14 protein-coding genes are annotated in these 16,200 nt (G+C 57.9%); 11 read left to right on the forward strand and 3 right to left on the reverse strand.

Annotated elements, in window-relative coordinates; translation table 11 throughout:
- Positions 1-79: 79 nt before the first annotated feature.
- Together ACUXHH_RS02910 and ACUXHH_RS02915 are read right to left on the reverse strand one after the other, a co-directional pair.
- Positions 80-727 (reverse strand): uracil-DNA glycosylase family protein, encoded by a 648-nt coding sequence (locus ACUXHH_RS02910; protein ID WP_279742118.1) that lies wholly within the window; start codon positions 725-727, stop codon positions 80-82.
- A gap of 1 nt (position 728) precedes the next feature.
- A complete protein-coding gene (locus ACUXHH_RS02915; protein WP_279742117.1) occupies positions 729-1,196 on the reverse strand; it encodes a tRNA (cytidine(34)-2'-O)-methyltransferase in 468 nt (155 codons plus the stop codon).
- 157 nt (positions 1,197-1,353) lie between these two features.
- Between ACUXHH_RS02915 and ACUXHH_RS02920 the strand changes: the two genes are divergently transcribed.
- The 11 genes from ACUXHH_RS02920 to secA all read left to right on the forward strand — a co-directional run bounded on the left by ACUXHH_RS02920 (position 1,354) and on the right by secA (position 15,326).
- Positions 1,354-2,601: a cysteine desulfurase family protein gene (locus ACUXHH_RS02920; RefSeq protein WP_371569326.1), complete on the forward strand. Its 1,248-nt coding sequence runs from the start codon at positions 1,354-1,356 to the stop codon at positions 2,599-2,601.
- 190 nt (positions 2,602-2,791) lie between these two features.
- Positions 2,792-4,015 carry a tRNA 2-thiouridine(34) synthase MnmA gene (gene mnmA, locus ACUXHH_RS02925; RefSeq protein ID WP_458390786.1) on the forward strand — a complete coding sequence of 408 codons (1,224 nt, stop codon included), beginning with the start codon at positions 2,792-2,794 and terminating at the stop codon, positions 4,013-4,015.
- 101 nt (positions 4,016-4,116) lie between these two features.
- On the forward strand, positions 4,117-4,506 hold the full coding sequence (locus ACUXHH_RS02930) for a chorismate mutase (RefSeq protein ID WP_279742114.1): 390 nt from the start codon (positions 4,117-4,119) through the stop codon (positions 4,504-4,506).
- 133 nt (positions 4,507-4,639) lie between these two features.
- A complete protein-coding gene (locus ACUXHH_RS02935; RefSeq protein WP_279742113.1) occupies positions 4,640-5,947 on the forward strand; it encodes a uroporphyrinogen decarboxylase/cobalamine-independent methonine synthase family protein in 1,308 nt (435 codons plus the stop codon).
- A 55-nt stretch (positions 5,948-6,002) separates the two neighbouring features.
- Positions 6,003-6,704, forward strand: coding sequence for an MtrAB system response regulator MtrA (mtrA, locus tag ACUXHH_RS02940; RefSeq protein WP_279755087.1), 702 nt, complete (start codon positions 6,003-6,005; stop codon positions 6,702-6,704).
- Between the two features lie 34 nt (positions 6,705-6,738).
- Complete coding sequence (gene mtrB, locus ACUXHH_RS02945) at positions 6,739-8,490, forward strand: MtrAB system histidine kinase MtrB (protein WP_458390787.1); 1,752 nt, start codon at positions 6,739-6,741, stop codon at positions 8,488-8,490.
- A 284-nt stretch (positions 8,491-8,774) separates the two neighbouring features.
- A complete protein-coding gene (locus ACUXHH_RS02950) occupies positions 8,775-9,428 on the forward strand; it encodes a hypothetical protein (RefSeq protein ID WP_458390788.1) in 654 nt (217 codons plus the stop codon).
- A complete protein-coding gene (locus ACUXHH_RS02955) occupies positions 9,314-10,480 on the forward strand; it encodes an LpqB family beta-propeller domain-containing protein (protein ID WP_458390789.1) in 1,167 nt (388 codons plus the stop codon). Before ACUXHH_RS02950 ends, ACUXHH_RS02955 begins: the two co-directional genes overlap by 115 nt.
- Positions 10,481-10,516: 36 nt before the next feature.
- Positions 10,517-11,488 (forward strand): ComF family protein, encoded by a 972-nt coding sequence (locus ACUXHH_RS02960; RefSeq protein WP_279742109.1) that lies wholly within the window; start codon positions 10,517-10,519, stop codon positions 11,486-11,488.
- 216 nt (positions 11,489-11,704) lie between these two features.
- Positions 11,705-12,340 carry a ribosome hibernation-promoting factor, HPF/YfiA family gene (hpf, locus tag ACUXHH_RS02965; RefSeq protein WP_314078916.1) on the forward strand — a complete coding sequence of 212 codons (636 nt, stop codon included), beginning with the start codon at positions 11,705-11,707 and terminating at the stop codon, positions 12,338-12,340.
- A gap of 370 nt (positions 12,341-12,710) precedes the next feature.
- Positions 12,711-15,326, forward strand: coding sequence for a preprotein translocase subunit SecA (gene secA / locus ACUXHH_RS02970; protein ID WP_458390790.1), 2,616 nt, complete (start codon positions 12,711-12,713; stop codon positions 15,324-15,326).
- 116 nt (positions 15,327-15,442) lie between these two features.
- Here secA and ACUXHH_RS02975 read toward each other — a convergent pair whose 3' ends face one another.
- Positions 15,443-16,120, reverse strand: a complete 678-nt coding sequence (locus tag ACUXHH_RS02975; RefSeq protein ID WP_458390791.1) for an Rv3235 family protein — start codon at positions 16,118-16,120, stop codon at positions 15,443-15,445.
- Positions 16,121-16,200: the final 80 nt, after the last annotated feature.

Consider the following 16,200-nt stretch of genomic DNA (forward strand, 5'->3'; position numbering starts at 1 on the left):
GATGCTCCCACCCCATATATGGGGTGGGAGCATCTTTATTAGTAAGGCAGAACTATAGTGATACTGCAGAGCGGGCGGGCTAAGCGTCCTTGAGGACCTCTCCCACACGCCTCCTCAAAGCTGGGATAACCTCCTGCTCGAACCATGGGTTCTTTGCCTGCCACCTAAAATTCAGCGGCGAAGGATGCACCAGAGGCAGGAACTTCGGAAGATAAGACTCCCACGCACGAACCGTCTCTGTCAGGTTCTTCTGTGCCTTCGGGGCGTGCACACCATCCAGGTAATACTTCTGGGAATATGCGCCCACTAGTAGAATCAGCTGAATATTCGGCATGAGCTCCAGTAAGTGCGGATGCCACTTGGAGGCGAAATCCTTACGCGGCGGGTTATCACCGTGTGTGCCCTTGCCGGGGTAGTAAAAATCCATCGGTAGTAGCGAAATCAGCTCAGGATTATAGAACTGCTCGTCCGTTACGCCCATCCACTCGCGCAGCTTCACGCCGCTCTGGTCATTCCATGGAATACGGCTCTCCTGCGCGGCACGTCCAGGTGCCTGGCCAATCACCACAATACGAGCATGAGGGGAGGCTGAAAAGACCGGCGCCCAGCCCCGTCCCGTAAACTCCCTATTCTGCCGATCCAAACGAATCTGCTCAGCCAGGGGAGGGTCCGTCTCCAGAATCTGCTGAACCAGATGCTCCGGCAGATTATGGTGTGTTGCAGTCATGCTAGATGGCGCCTCCCTCAAAACCGTTCTGACGCCACGCCTCAAACACAGCAATGGACGCAGAATTAGCCAGGTTCAGCGAACGACGGCCCGGCTTCATCGGAATCTTCACACGCTCGCTCACATGCGGGTCCTGCTGAACCTCAGCAGGGAGCCCCACCGACTCCGGACCAAACATGAACACATCATCGGGACGGTACTCAATATCCGCATATGAAGTCGAAGCAGTGGTCGTGAACGCAAAAACACGCTCCGGAGCCAGAGCCTCCCACGCATCCTCAAGGGTCTCATGCACCGTCACCACCGCCAGGTCGTGATAGTCCAGACCCGCGCGGCGCAGATGCGCATCATCAAAGTTAAAGCCCAGCGGCTTCACCAGGTGTAGCTCAGCGCCAGTAATCGCCGCCAAACGGATAGCGTTGCCGGTATTGCCGGGAATCTCAGGGGTATAGAAAAGAATCTTGAACACGTTCCTAAGTGTACCGCGCAGCCCACGACCATCATTGAGCGTCCCGGGAGAGTAGCGCTCGCCGACCCTGCCGAGATGAACATGTCTAGAAGAGTGCGGATAGAGCGCGATAAAATAAGCAAGGCGAAAAACCGCCGACAACCCAGCAGGAGGAAGCATGAGCGCAGAAACCAACCCTCAGAACGGCCGGGTCTACCTCGACCATGCCGCCACCACCGACGTACTGCCCGCCGCCATCGACGCCATGGTCGAACAGATGCGCAACGGCGGCAACCCCTCCTCCCTACACGCCGTAGGACGCGACGCCCGCGCCACCGTCGAATACGCCCGCGAACGCATCGCCCGCGCCATCGGAGCCGACCCCGCCGAGGTTATTTTCACCTCAGGCGGCACCGAAGCGGACAACCTAGCCGTCAAGGGCATCTACTGGAAGCGCCGCGAAGAAGACCCGCAGCGCACCCGAATTCTCGTCTCCTCCATCGAGCACCACGCCGTGGAAGAAACCTGCGAATGGCTCGAAAAGGCAGAAGGCGCGCAGCTTGAATGGATCCCCGTAGACGAGCACGGTAGCGTCAACCCGCAGACCGTCCGCGAGCTCATCGAAAAGAACCCCGAAGACGTCGCACTCGTGACCGTCATGTGGGCGAACAATGAGGTCGGTACCGTAGAGCCCATCCCCGAGATCGCCGCTATCGCTGCCGAATACGGTATCCCCGTGCACTCGGACGCGGTACAGGCATTCGGCGCAATCCCCATTGACTTCCACGCCAGCAAGGTGGCGACCCTCGCAATCTCAGGCCATAAAATCGGTGGCCCCATGGGCATCGGCGCGCTCGTTGCAACCCGCGCCGTACAGATGACCCCCGTCCTACACGGAGGCGGCCAGGAACGCTCCGTGCGCTCCGGCACCATCGACGCACCCGCGATAACAGGTTTTGCAGAGGCCGCCGTACACTCGGTTCAGTACCTTGACAAAGAATCTGCCCGTATCGCCGCGCTACGCAACGAACTCATTGCGGCAATTAGCGCGCTCATCCCGCAGGCGCACCTGAGCGGAGAAAATCCGCTCACTGAAGAGTACCCCGGCCAGAAGCGACTGCCCGGTAACGCCCACTTCACCTTCGAAAACGCAGAAGGTGACACCCTGCTCTTCCTGCTGGACATGCAGGGCATCAGCAGCTCCACCGGCTCCGCCTGCAACGCCGGGGTGACCCGCCCCTCCCATGTGCTCATGGCAATGGGAATGGGCGAAGACACCGCCCGCAGCGCCCAGCGCTTCACCCTCGGTCATTCCACCACCGGAGCCGATATTGCGCGCCTCATCGCGGCACTACCCGCCGCCTACGAACAGGCGGCAAAGGCCGGGCTTTCCTCGCAGCTGCCGGACGCCTCCCGCTGGCACTAGAAAACCAGGAGAGAAGAGACCCAACTGCCCTCAGCCTGGAATCTCAGCGTTCGCTGAGGGCTGGCTGAGGGTGCACTGCCCAATATTCCGCCGAGCCCCTGCGTACAATGGGTAGCTACAGTACCGGAAAGTCCGCCCACACAAATACGGCGTACCTTTCTAAAGGCTCAACACAACAGAAGGATAGGCAGTGAAAATTCTTGCAGCTATGAGTGGCGGCGTTGACTCCGCAGTCGCCGCAGCTCGCGCCGTAGAAGCAGGACACGAAGTAGTCGGCGTTCACCTAGCCCTATCCCGCATGCCCGGCACCCTGCGCACCGGCTCCCGCGGCTGCTGCACTCTCGAAGACTCCATGGACGCCCGCCGCGTCTGCTCCCAGCTGGGCATCCCCTTCTTCGTCTGGGACTTCTCCGAACGCTTCAAGGAAGATGTCGTCGACGACTTCATCTCCGAATACGAAGCCGGACGAACCCCCAACCCCTGCATGCGTTGCAACGAAAAGATTAAGTTTGCCGCGCTACTCGAACGGGCCCTCGCACTCGGCTTCGACGCCGTGGTGACCGGACACTACGCCCGCGTCATCACCACCGAAGACGGCAACCGCGAACTTCACCGCGCCGCCGACTGGGCAAAAGACCAGTCCTACGTACTTGGTGTGCTCACCCACGAACAGCTTAAGCACGCCTGGTTCCCCCTTGCAGACACCCCCTCCAAGACACAGGTACGTGCGGAGGCGGCAGAGCGCGGCTTCTCCGTGGCGAAGAAGCCGGACTCCTACGACATCTGCTTTATCCCCGAAGGTGATACTCGCGCCTGGCTGGGCGACCACATCAAGATGCGCCCCGGCCTCATTAAGGACACCCACGGCGAGGTGCTCGGCGAGCACCCCGGCGCGCAGGCATACACCGTAGGTCAGCGCAAGGGCCTGGCACTGGGCCGCCCCGCCGCCGACGGCAAGCCCCGCTTCGTTCTGGAGGTGCGCCCCAAGGAAAACGAAGTTATCGTCGGCTCCCGTGAGTTGCTTGCCGTGCACGAAATCCGTGGTATCCGCGCCACCTGGGCGGGCGTACCCGTAGAGCAGGCGGCACGCTTCCTGGAACAGCCCCCGCAGGCTGGTACTCGCAGCGAAGAGTTCGAAGTGACCGCACAGGTGCGCGCGCACGCCGACCCGGTCCGCGCCAAGGCATACATGACCTGGGCATCCGACCCCGAAGCTGAAGAAGAAGATGTGTTGCGCCTGGAAACCGTAGTGCGCCTACTGGATCCGCTCTCCGGTGTGGCACCGGGACAGACCATGGTTCTCTACCAGGGCACCCGCGTACTGGGTCAGTCCACCATCGCCCGCGCTTACTCGCTGGACCGCGAAGACATTCAGGAAACCCTGTCTAGTGGCGCCTCTACCAGCGCCAACTAGCCGCACAGAATAGCTGCACACCCCGCTATCCCCAGCTGTTGCCGCAATAACCTGCTTGAACACAACGCACAGAAGACCACAACCGAACTGAGGAGAGACCGATGACTGCCGAACACACTTCCTGCGAATTTGACCCCCACGCCACCTCCATGGGCGATGAAGTCGCGCCGGAGGTTTACGAGGAGCTCTTCGCCATGCGCCGCTCCATCGACAACTTCGATGCAGCGTTGGTGCACATCCTTGCGGAGCGTTTTCAGGCAACCAAGCGCGTGGGCGTCCTGAAGGCTGAGCACAACCTGCCCGCCGGTGACCCCGGCCGTGAAGAGGCACAGATTGCTCGCCTGCGTGCCATGGCGAAGGAATCCAGCCTGGACCCGGAATTCGCGGAGAAGTTCCTGAACTTCATCATCTCTGAGGTGATTCGCCACCACGTGCGCATCGCGAACGAGCATGCTGACCATGACAAAGAGACTGAAAAGTCTCAAAGCTAAGAGCCTGGAAGGCTATGACTTTCTGAAAGCTCAGCCTCTTCGAAAAGCCCTGCTCTCATCCGTGCTGAGCATCCAGCGGCAGAGCTTTGACCTGCCCGCACTTTTCCCTAACCGGTCTTAACCTCACCTGTTTATGCCCCCTCAATCTTCCTCCCGCCAGAATGCCCGTACCGAGCCGGTGCCAGAGCGCCTGCTACTGCCCGGTGAGTACCGTGCCCCCGAAGGAGACGAACTGACCGAGCAAGATCTTGCCGCACTCGCTACTGAGCGTCCGCTGGTGCGTGCTAGCGGTCGGGGCGATTTTCCCGGCAATGATTTGGCTGAGGCGATGTCCCGTGTAGAAGGCGAGCTGGGTTCCCCGCACTTGCCGTTCCTGCCGCATCTGCCGGCGCTGGGCTGGCGGACTACCCCGCTGGCACGCACCCTGGCGGTGTGCGAGGGACTTGCCTTTGACGGTGCCTCGTTTGGCTGGCGCATGGTGCATAGCGGCGGCAGGGGAGCGCGCGAGTCTGCCCTAGCGCAGGACCGTCTGCTCTCCGATATCAACCTTCTAGCTGACCGTGTGGGTGTGCAGAAGAAGAGGTTCACCTCCGGTGTTGAGGATTCCGCTGCGGTGTATAAGATTCAGCTGGTTGGTCCGCTGACCCTTGCAGCCAGCATCTACCTACCCGGCGGCGAGCGTGCCATCAGTGATGCAGGGGCGAGCCGTGACCTACTGGAATCGTTCCTGGAAGGACTGAAACGCTGGTCGGACTCTCTACGTGAGGCTCTGCAGGCTCCCCAAGCGCTGATTGCCGTGCAACTGGAGGAATCGGAGTTTCAGCGTCTGATGGAGGGCTCCATTCCTACCGTCAGTGGTTTCCGCTCCCTGCCGGTGTTGCAGCCTCATTACTATCAGCAGGTGTACCGTCGGGTGGCGGATCGTTTTGCTGAACTCAATCTGCAGCTCATCCTGGACGTGGATGGCACTGTGCTCAAACCGGTGCAGGAGCTGAAGCTTCTCACCCGGCCCCGTCCCGCCCTTGACACTTTGGCGCTGTTGAAAGCTATGCAGGTTGAGGGTGCTGCTCCTGGTGCTTTGCTGTTGCATCCTGACCGTGCCCGTTTGAAGGGGCCGGGCATGCTGCAGGTTCCGCCGCTAAGTGACCCTCGTTCCTGGGAACCTGTGGCGCAGCTTTTGGAGGCTCAGGCTCAGCTATGGCTGCCGGTGGTGACTTCTGTACGGGTTCCTGATCAGGTGCGCCGTCTGTACAGCCTGTGGCGTGAGGTTGGCCTTGAGCCGAAGCAGTTGAGTGCAGTGGGTTTAATGGCTGATGAGCGTCCGCAAACGGGTTCGGTGCCTTCTGCCTCCACTCCGGGTACGGTGAGTGTGCTGGACGCCACGGCTTCGCTGGCTCGGGTGGCAGAGTGTGCCCGTGCATTGTCTGAGTGCACGGTATGATTGGAGAATCAGATTTTTTATGTAAGCATTTACGATATTTCTTTAGAGAGGTACTGTGAGCGCAAGCGACACACACACCATTTTGGTGGTTGATGATGATGATGCTCTGGCGGAAATGATTGGCCTCGTGCTCGCACAAGAGGGCTTTAACGCTGTTTTCTGCGAAAATGGCGGCCGCGCTTTTGAAACTTTTATGCGCTCCACTCCTGATTTGGTGCTTTTGGATTTGATGCTTCCTGGCATGAATGGTATCGAAGTTTGTCAGCAAATTCGCCGCTCTTCTAATGTGCCGATTATTATGTTGACTGCTAAAAGCGACACAGAAGATGTTGTGAAAGGTCTTGAGGCTGGCGCTGATGATTACATTGCTAAGCCTTTTAAGCATGCTGAGCTTTTGGCGCGTATTCGTACTCGTCTGCGTCCGCGTGAGAGCCGCCAGCTGGTCGTGTCCATTGGCGATATTGCCATGGATATGGACGGTCGCACCGTCAAGTACCACAGCGCCGAGGTTCCCATGACTCCTCTGGAGTTTGACCTGTTGGCTGCGCTGGTGCGTCACCCCGGCCAGGCGTTGAGCCGCCAGGAGCTGTTGGAAATGGTTTGGGGCTACACTGATGTGAGCGATTCTCTGGTAAACGTGCATGTCCAGCGTCTGCGCGCTAAGTTCGATGAGTTGGGTGCGGCGCGTTTTATTCAGACTGTTCGCGGTGTTGGGTACAAGATTCCGGCCGAGCTAGTAGGATCTTCCGGCAGCTAAGCGGAAGCTATTCATAGGCGAAGAGATAACCTGATTGTCTGTTGCGAAGTCGAGCCATGAGCACCTCGCTTTGACGGCGGAGGCGGTCGCCTCCGCCTCTTCGCGTACCCGCTCATCTAAGCCGCGTAAGGTGCAGAAGCAGGGCAAGAGGCTACCTCAGCGCGTTCAGCGTCTGTGGAAAGAATCCCTGCAGTTCCGTGCTCTTGGCACTGCGGGCATCATGATGTTCCTGAGCTTCTTGATGGTGGGTTGGTCCTTGTCGAACCAGATTGCGACGAGTCTTTTTGAGAATCAGAAGACTCAGGCGCTGGAAGAATCGACAAGCGGTTTCCGCAACGTTCAGAGTGTGCTGGACTCCTCTGAAGCTCGTAGTGATAGCGAAATTCGCCGTAACGTGAGCCGTACCCTGACCATTCTTGACGCGGGCGGTTCGGGTAAGCGCAATTGGATTCTTGTGCCTTTGGAAGGTCAAGGTAAACAGGGTTTTATTCCTGAGCAGAGTAGTAATAATTCTTTGAATTCTTCGAGCATTCCGAATGATTTTAAAGAAACTGTTCGTGATAAGAACGGTGTTTTTTGGCAGACGTCTACGGTGACTACTATTGAAAATAACCGTGAGCGTACCTATCCAGTGCTTATTGTTGGTGCCCATATTTCTATTGCCCAGAACCCTAATTACGGTTTGTTCCTTGTGTACGACATGACAGATTCTTCCGCCACGATTGCGCATATTAACTTTGTTCTTTTTGGTGGTTTCTGTGCACTGCTTGCTGTGGTGCTTTCTGTAGTGTGGATTGTGACTCGTTTGGTGGTCCACCCGATTACTCAGACCGCTATTACCGCTGAAAAGCTGGCTGCCGGTAACCTGGATCAGCGTGTATCTGTGCATGGTGAGCATCAGGCGGCGCGTCTGGGTTATTCCTTCAACCTGATGGCTGACTCGCTGCAGCAGAAGATTGTTCAGCTGGAGCGCCTGTCGACTCTGCAGCAGCGATTCGTTTCTGACGTTTCGCACGAACTGTGTACCCCGCTGGCAACGGTGCGTTTGGGCACCGAGCTTTTGTACGACTCGCGTGAGGATATGGAGCGGCCGCTGAGCCGCACTGTGGAGCTTCTGCGCGATCAGGTGGATCGTTTCCAGTCGATGCTTACTGACCTGCTGGAAATTTCTCGCTTCGATGCCGGTAGCGCAATGCTGACCATCGATACTGAAGACTTCATATGGGTGCTGTCAAATATTCTGCAGGAGGCTCTGCCGCACCTGGAGCGTACAAATACGAAGCTGAACGTGCATACGAGCTATGAGAGCATCATGGTGGATATGGACCGTGTGCGTATTGAGCGTGTGCTCCGTAACCTGCTGTATAACGCGATTGAGCACGGCGAATCCCGACCGATTGATGTGTATGTGGGCGCGAACGCCACGAACCTGGGCGTTGCGGTGCGTGACCACGGTATCGGTCTGTCTGAGGATGAAGCCGTTCAGGTGTTCAACCGTTTCTGGCGTGCTGATACTTCGCGTAAGCGCACCCTGGGCGGTACAGGTCTGGGCTTGTCGATTGCTGCCGAGGATGTGCGTCTGCACGGCGGCACGATTGAGGCGTGGGGGGAGAAGGGCCGCGGCGCCTGCTTCACGATGAACCTGCCGTTGGTGCACGGTGCACCTTTGGGCGAGTCGCCGGTTCTTGTAACTGGTGAGCCTGAAGCAAGCGCACATCGTGCGGCGACTGCGAAGGATACGCTGCCGGCTATTTCTCCTCGTGTGAATGTGGAGGATGACGCTTAGCGACTCACACCGACAGGCATTATGGACAGTATTAGCGGCAGAGTTTGAAACTGGTGGGAAGCTCCACGAACGAGTGTGGGTTTTCCTGCCGGGTATAAGGGTTTTCGACTCTGTCCAGGTTAGGGTGCTGATGCTAACTAATGAGCATTTGCGCTTATCCTTGCGTATTTGCACCGGCAAACCAGTACAATCAAGGCAGATATATTTTCACTCCGTTGCGATGGCCTACAACGTTAGATGGAGTGGATTCTTATCAAGGGTCGTAGAGGAAGGTTAAGACCTCCATGTCTCACAGGGCTATTGTTTCTCGACGCGCCGCGCTGTCTTTGGGGGTGGTGTCCTTGGCGACGCTCGTGAGCTCTTGCGCGGGTCTTCCGTCAAACAATCGAGTGACTCAGTATAGCAGCGGCCTGGATGTGAAGAGCGTTAACACTTCTCCGGCTCGTGCTCCCAGTCCGCTGGCTGGTGCGACTCCAGAGGCGATTATTGAGGGTTTTGTGCGTGCCGGTGTGGATAGCATCGAGAACTATGCAGTGGCGCGCCAGTATTTGAGCTCTTCTTTTGCGGGCCGTTGGAACCCGATTGGTGCCACCCGCGTGTACCGTAATACGGTGCAGGCGCGTAGTGACGATAGCGGCAATGCTGAGGGTACGTATCATATGCGTTTCCAGCAGACTGCTACGGTGAGCAGTCAGGGTATTACGAGCACCTTCCCCGAGGCTCAGATTGAGACCCATGATTTCAAGATGGTCATGGAGGACAAGCAGTGGCGTATTAGCTCCTGCCCGGACGGTCTGTGGCTGGACGGTACCGAGTTTGGCGCGTGTTTAGCCCGTGCCGCCTGTACTTCTATGACCGTGCGTTCCGTTATGCTGTGCCGGATATCCGTTGGTTCCCGCATACGGACCGCTATTTTGAGTTACTGGTGCGTACCCTGATGGCTGGCCCTGCGTCTTATTTAAAGGATGTTGCGTTCTCCGCGTTGAACGAGTCTATGCGCCTTGAAGCTGTGAGCATGAGCGATAACCAGGATATGCTGGTTCGCCTCTCCGGTGAACACTTAGACGATAACCGTTTGGCGCGTGTGCGTGAGCAGATTGTGCACGGTCTGACGAACTTTTCAGGTCTGGGTAAGACCGACGTGTTCTATAACGGCGCCCAGATTTCTGACTCTGATCCGAGCGGATTCTCTGCGGTGAAGCTGAATCCGGGTGTTCCCGCCCGCACTGTCGCTATTAATTCGAACGGCCAGATGGTGGCGCGCGATGACTATATGAGCAATACGGGCGAACAGTTGCTTCTGAGTGGTGTGAGCCAGTTGAGTTCCCCAGCGATGGGCTACTCTGCGGATGTTTACGCCTGCTTGGCGAACGATGCCGCGAGCCTGTACACGGTGTATCAGGGCAGTGTCCGCAGTGTGTGGCAGAGTACCGCTCTGACTGCTCCCAGTTTTGATGCGTATGGCTGGGTGTGGGTTGCCGATGGTGAGGGTGTTGTTCGTGCCTTCAAACCGGGTTCTGAGGATGCAACCGAGCGTGAGCGCGGTGTCGATATTGGTCTGTCCTGGCAGCGTAATTTGATCTTTACGAGCGTGAACGTTTCGCATGATGGTGCCCGCATGGCGATTGTGGCCTCTACTGAGGGTGCGTCAGCTGTGATTATTTCCGGTATTGTGCGTGATGATGCCGGTAAGCCTCTGCGCCTGACGGAGATAGTGCGTCTGAGTTCTTCTGTGACTCCGCGTAATGCCCGTTGGGCTGGCGACCAGAGCGTAGTGGTGGTGAACGTGAAGAATGGTGAGTCTGAGGTGATTTCCCTCAGTGGTGAAGAGACGAAGCTGGACCGTTTGGATGGTGTAATGACCATTTCGACAGCGGATAATACGTCGAATATTATTGCTCACCGTTCTGACGGTTCATGCTACCTGATGGAGGAGCGCGGCTGGATCCGTCTGGACACGACTCTGCATGAGATTAGTTACGCCGGTTAGCCGTGGGCAGGCGCGAGCGAGGAAAGGGTGCTCTCGGTGACTTCAGAACAGCGTGGTTTGAACGATTCCTCCAGCGTGCCCTCAAACAATGCGCGCTCTAGCAACGTGCCCTTGAACGAGCCTTTGACCCGCCTTGCCGGGGCTTTCAAGAATGCCAGCGGGGCTTTGGGCGAGGTATTGATGCCGCGTACCTGCCCGTGCTGTGCGGTGCCGGTCCTCTACGGTGTCGGCTCGCCGCTGTGTGAACAATGCTTGCCGCAGCTACGTTCGGCGTTGGCGCATGTGGAACGTGTGCAGGTTCTGCAACCTCTTGAAGGCGCGGTTGCTCCTGAGGTGCGTGCGGCGTCCCGTTACGTGGGCATTATGCCGCGTGCCCTGTTGGCGTTGAAGAACGCTGGTCGCACTGATTTGTTGCCACTGTTAGGCGAGGGGCTGGCGCGTAGCGTGTATGAGCTTCTTCGGGCGCATCGGGTTGAGCTTCAGAGCGCACCGGCGTCTTCTATCTCTCCTGTAGATGCTTCTGCAGCACCGGTTGAGGTGCTGCTGATTCCGGCACCGTCTTCGGCGCAGAGTGTGCGCCACCGCGGGTATGCGCCGGCGAATCTTTTGGTGCAGGAGGCGGCGCGTCAGCTCAATCAGCGTCTGCCCGACTCGGTGCGGGTGCGGGTTGTGGACGTCATTGGTTACGCGCCTCGTAATCGGCAGGGGAGCGGCGCCTCCTTATCTTCACGTGTGGGGTCTTCTCACATAGTGTCTTCTCTTCTGAGTGCTTCTGAGGCAAAGAACGAGCAGAAGACCCTGGGCGCTGTGGGCCGTGCCGAGCGGATGCACGGTGCTTTACGCGTCATGGAGCCTGCCCTGTGTTCGGGGCAGCTCAGTGTTATTTGTGATGACGTGGTAACCACCGGAGCGACCGCCTCTGAGATGGTGCGCGTGCTACAGGAATCAGGTTCGCGGGTGCTGGGTGTGTGTGCGGTTGCTGCGGTACCGAAAAGAATGCTGACATAGCGTTTCTTGTAATTAGTTGCAAGAGATACACGATTTTTAGCTCTTAAAGTTCGCAGACGGACGAGTAACTATTATTTGGGCTAAATATTTGTCACATACAGTGATATACGGCATGTTTCGTACTAAAATGTGTGTAAGGGAACGGCACCGGAGTCGAATCCCCCGTACCGGGTCCAACCGGACGCGGTATAAGCCCCCAACCTGGAGGGAATGATCGTGGAAGTCAACATCTACGGCCGCAATATCAAGGTCACCGAACGCCTGGAAGAATACGTGAGCGACAAGGTTCAGAAGTTCGCTCAGCTCGGCGATAACGTGAAGGACATTGACGTCAAGTTCAGCAAGGACGGTCATCTGGGTGGCGAGTCCATCCGCGTTGAGATTACCGTCGTTGGTACCGGTCCTGTCCTCCGTTCCGAAGCCCAGGGTAACGATAAGTTCGCGGTCTTCGATGAAACCTACGGCAAGCTCCTGGAGCGTCTGCGCCGTGCACGTGACCGCCGCAAGCTGCACAAGCGCGGTGGCAAGCACCCCGTATCCGTGGCGGACGCTACCGGCTCGATTCCCGTGGTTACCGAAGCAATTACCGAGATTCTGTTGCCGGATATTCCGGTGGAAGAAGCAGCATTCGATAATAGTGAGGTGACCCTCGCCGATGAGGCAGCATCTCCCATTGAGATTCGCCACAAGAGCTTCAAGGGCGAGCGTCTGACTCCCGCAGAAGCTGTTGACCGTATGGAATTGGTCGGCCATGACTTCTACCTGTACATTGACAGCGAGACCGGGGCACCGGCTGCGGCATACCGTCGTAAGGGCTGGAGCTACGGCATCATTACTCTGGACGACGAGTAAAATCCAAGGTACCTGCTAACTGCTGAGGCGGCATGCCCAGTGAGCAGGCTAAAGACCCGGGCGGTCTGGAAACACGCACTGTGAATCTTCAGGCTCCCGGGTTTTTCTCTGCCTTCTACAGCTGAGGTTCTCAGCTCGGATTCTCAGTACGGGGTTGCGCCCGACCCCGGAACCCGGTGCTCCCTCCACCTCAGCAGAGGATGAATGACGCGCAACGTCACAAAATGTTACCTCTGGGCGTACAGCGTAAAAAATAGCTCGGACGGGTGAATTAGGCGGCTCTGCCATACAATATGTAGGAAGGCCTCACCGCGCGCACTTTTGCGCGCCCTTGGTGAGGGTACCGAAACAAGCAAGGAGTAGAAGCTCAGTGGCATCTTTCTTGGAGAAAATCCTCCGAACCGGCGATAAGAGGGTTCTGCGACAGCTCGAAGCGTACACTAAGGCGGTGAACTCGCTCGAGGACAGCTTCGCATCTATGACCGATGAGGAACTGCGAGCGGAAACTGACAAGTTCCGCGAGCGCGTCAACGACGGCGAATCCCTCGACATTATGCTGCCGGAGGCCTTTGCGGTAGTCCGTGAAGCATCCAAGCGCACCCTGGGCAAGCGCCACTACGACGTTCAGCTCATGGGTGGTGCAGCGCTGCACCTGGGTAACATTGCCGAAATGAAGACCGGTGAGGGTAAGACCCTCGTCGCGACCCTGCCCGCGTACCTGAATGCGCTGAGCGGCAAGGGCGTTCACATTGTGACTGTTAACGACTACCTGGCTGAGTACCAGGCGAACCTCATGGGTCGTGTGTTCCGCTTCCTCGGCATGGAGTGTGGCGTTATTCTCTCCTCCATGGAACCTGATGAGCGTCGTAAGCAGTACGCCGCAGACATTACCTACGGTACGAATAACGAGTTTGGCTTCGACTACCTGCGTGACAACATGGCATGGACCGTGGAGGAGCAGGTTCAGCGCGGTCACAACTTCGCCATTATCGATGAGGTGGACTCCATCCTGATCGATGAGGCGCGTACCCCTCTGATCATTTCCGGCCCCGCAGCCGGTGAGGCGAACCGCTGGTACGCAGAGTTCGCGCGTATTGCCGCAACCCTGCTCAAGCGCGGTGAAGACTACGAAGTAGATGAGAAGAAGCGCACCGTCGGTATCCTTGAACCCGGTATTGACAAGGTGGAAGACCACCTGGGTGTGAAGAATCTCTACGAATCCAAGAACACCCCGCTTATTGGCTTCCTGAACAACTCCATCAAGGCGAAGGAGCTGTTCACCAACAACAAGGACTACGTGGTCATTGACGGTGAAGTCCTGATTGTTGACGAGCACACCGGTCGTATTCTGCCGGGCCGCCGCTACAACGACGGCATCCACCAGGCGATTGAGGCGAAGGAAGGCGTCGAAATCAAGCCTGAGAACCAGACCATGGCGACTGTGACCCTGCAGAACTACTTCCGCATGTACGACAAGCTGTCCGGTATGACCGGTACCGCGGAAACCGAAGCGGCAGAGTTCATGAACACCTACGAGCTCGGCGTGGTGCCCATCCCCACCAACAAGGGTGTGCAGCGCATCGACAACCCCGATAAGGTGTACCGCGACGAAATCGCCAAGTTCAAGGCGGTCGTCAAGGACATTAAGGAACGCCACGAAAAGGGCCAGCCGATTCTGGTCGGTACCGCAAGCGTGGAGAACTCCGAATACCTGTCCCGCCAGCTGGCGAAGGCAGGCGTGCGCCACGAGGTGCTAAATGCAAAGAACAACGAGCGTGAGGCAGCTATTGTTGCGCAGGCGGGCCGTAAGGGCGCCGTCACCGTGGCAACCAACATGGCTGGTCGTGGTACCGACATTATGCTCGGCGGTAACCCCGAATTTGAGGCCGTCGAGAAGATGCGTGAGCTCGGCCTGGACCCGAACACCAACTCCGAGGCGTACGAGGCACGCTGGCCCGAGGTTCTGAAGGCCTGCGAAGACGCCGCAGCAGAAGAGCATAAGGAAGTCACCGAGCTCGGTGGCCTGTACGTGCTCGGTACTGAGCGTCACGAGTCCCGCCGTATCGACAACCAGCTGCGCGGTCGTTCCGGCCGTCAGGGTGACCCGGGGGAGTCCCGCTTCTACCTGTCGTTGACCGACGAACTGATGCGCCTGTTCAACACCGGCATGGCAACCCGCCTCATGTCGGCAGCCCCCGAGGACTCCGCACTGGACTCCAAGATCGTTAGCCGCGCTATCGCTACCGCGCAGGCAAACGTTGAGGGCCGTAACGCTGAGCAGCGTAAGAACGTGCTCAAGTATGACGATGTGCTCAACCGCCAGCGCGAAGCAATCTACAAGGACCGCGGCCGCATCCTGCACGGTGACGACCTGAAGGGCCAGATCTCCGGTTTCATGGACGAAGTGCTGACCACCATCATTGACGCCCGTGTCTCTGAAGGTCACGCCGAGGATTGGGACTTCGACGAACTCTGGGATGCACTCAAGCAGGTGTACCCCATCTCCATCACCGTGGACGACTTAGCAGAGGACGCTGGAGACCGCACCAAGATTACTCGCGACCAGATCGTGAAGGAAGTTTTGGCGGACGCACACCTCATCTACGATGAGCGTGAAAAGAGCATCGGCGAAGAGAGCATGCGTGAAATTGAACGCCGCGTCATGCTGTCCGTCATTGGTGAGCGCTGGCCCGAGCACCTGTACGAGATGGAATACCTCAAGGAAGGTATCGGCCTGCGTGCAATGGCTCAGCGTGACCCGCTGGTCGAGTACCAGCGTGAAGGCTACGACATGTACCAGTTGATGCTCGGCGCGGTCCGTGAAGAGACCGTAACCTACCTGTTTAACCTGGACCTGTCCAAGCAGCGTACTCAGGCTTCTGCCGTACGTCTGGCTGAACCTTCGCGCCCGAAGTTCCTGCAGTACTCCGCCCCCGATGAGGACGGCCACGAGCAGGTTCACGTTGAGCGCACCAAGGAGAGCTAGCCTCGGCGTAAACTCGAAAACGCTATAGACGCAACAGAGAGGGTGCGAATCCAATACCGGATTTGCACCCTCTCTGCGTGTCTCTGCATGTCTGTGCGTGTTGTGTACGGGATACCTTAGTCTTCGTCCGTTCGGCTCTGAGGCTGCTCAATCGCGGTAATCAGCCACATACCGTGAATCAGGCGCATCTGCATGGTCACCACGCGAACCTTATCCGCACAACGCAGTAGCGTCACCACTTCGTAGAGCTCCTCGTGCACCTTCTGCGCTCGTACCCGCAACAGAACCGGCGGAAGAGTCAACAGCATCTCCTTGCGCACCTGGCGCGGATTTTTGGGGAAAAATGGTAGCAGACGGTGGAAACAATCCGCTGACACCCACTGCGCCAGCTGCTGACGTGAACGACGAGCCGACATGATCTCCAGATAAGCAATTGCCACACCCGCGCAACGACCCTCCAGCTGGCGAGTCAACGTATCCGCAGGGCGCAATGGACGGCCCCTCAACGCAGTCGGCGGGTGCTGCGCCGAATGCTGCTCATAACGCGGCAGCGGCAATAGTGAATAGACCGACGAGTTGTTCCTACTCTGCACCAGTGCCATCGTGCCCTGCCCTTGCTCCGGTAGCGGAGCGACCTGCGAGGCAGGCACAGGCTGAGCCACCGGGTGGGAGGTACGTGCCGCCTGACGCTTTGAATACGGGCGGACGGGCTGATTGTTACGGGAGGCAGGCAATGCAGACTGAGCATGCGGCGGCGTCCACGGGGCGCGGGGGAGAAGGTTGGCGAAGCTCATGACGGCTCCTTTCAAGGCAGGGAATGTGAGGTGGGTTGAGCGAATGAGATTGAGTGTTTGAAAAGCTATCGGGTGAGAAA

This window comes from Rothia sp. 110740021-2, from assembly GCF_054263775.1.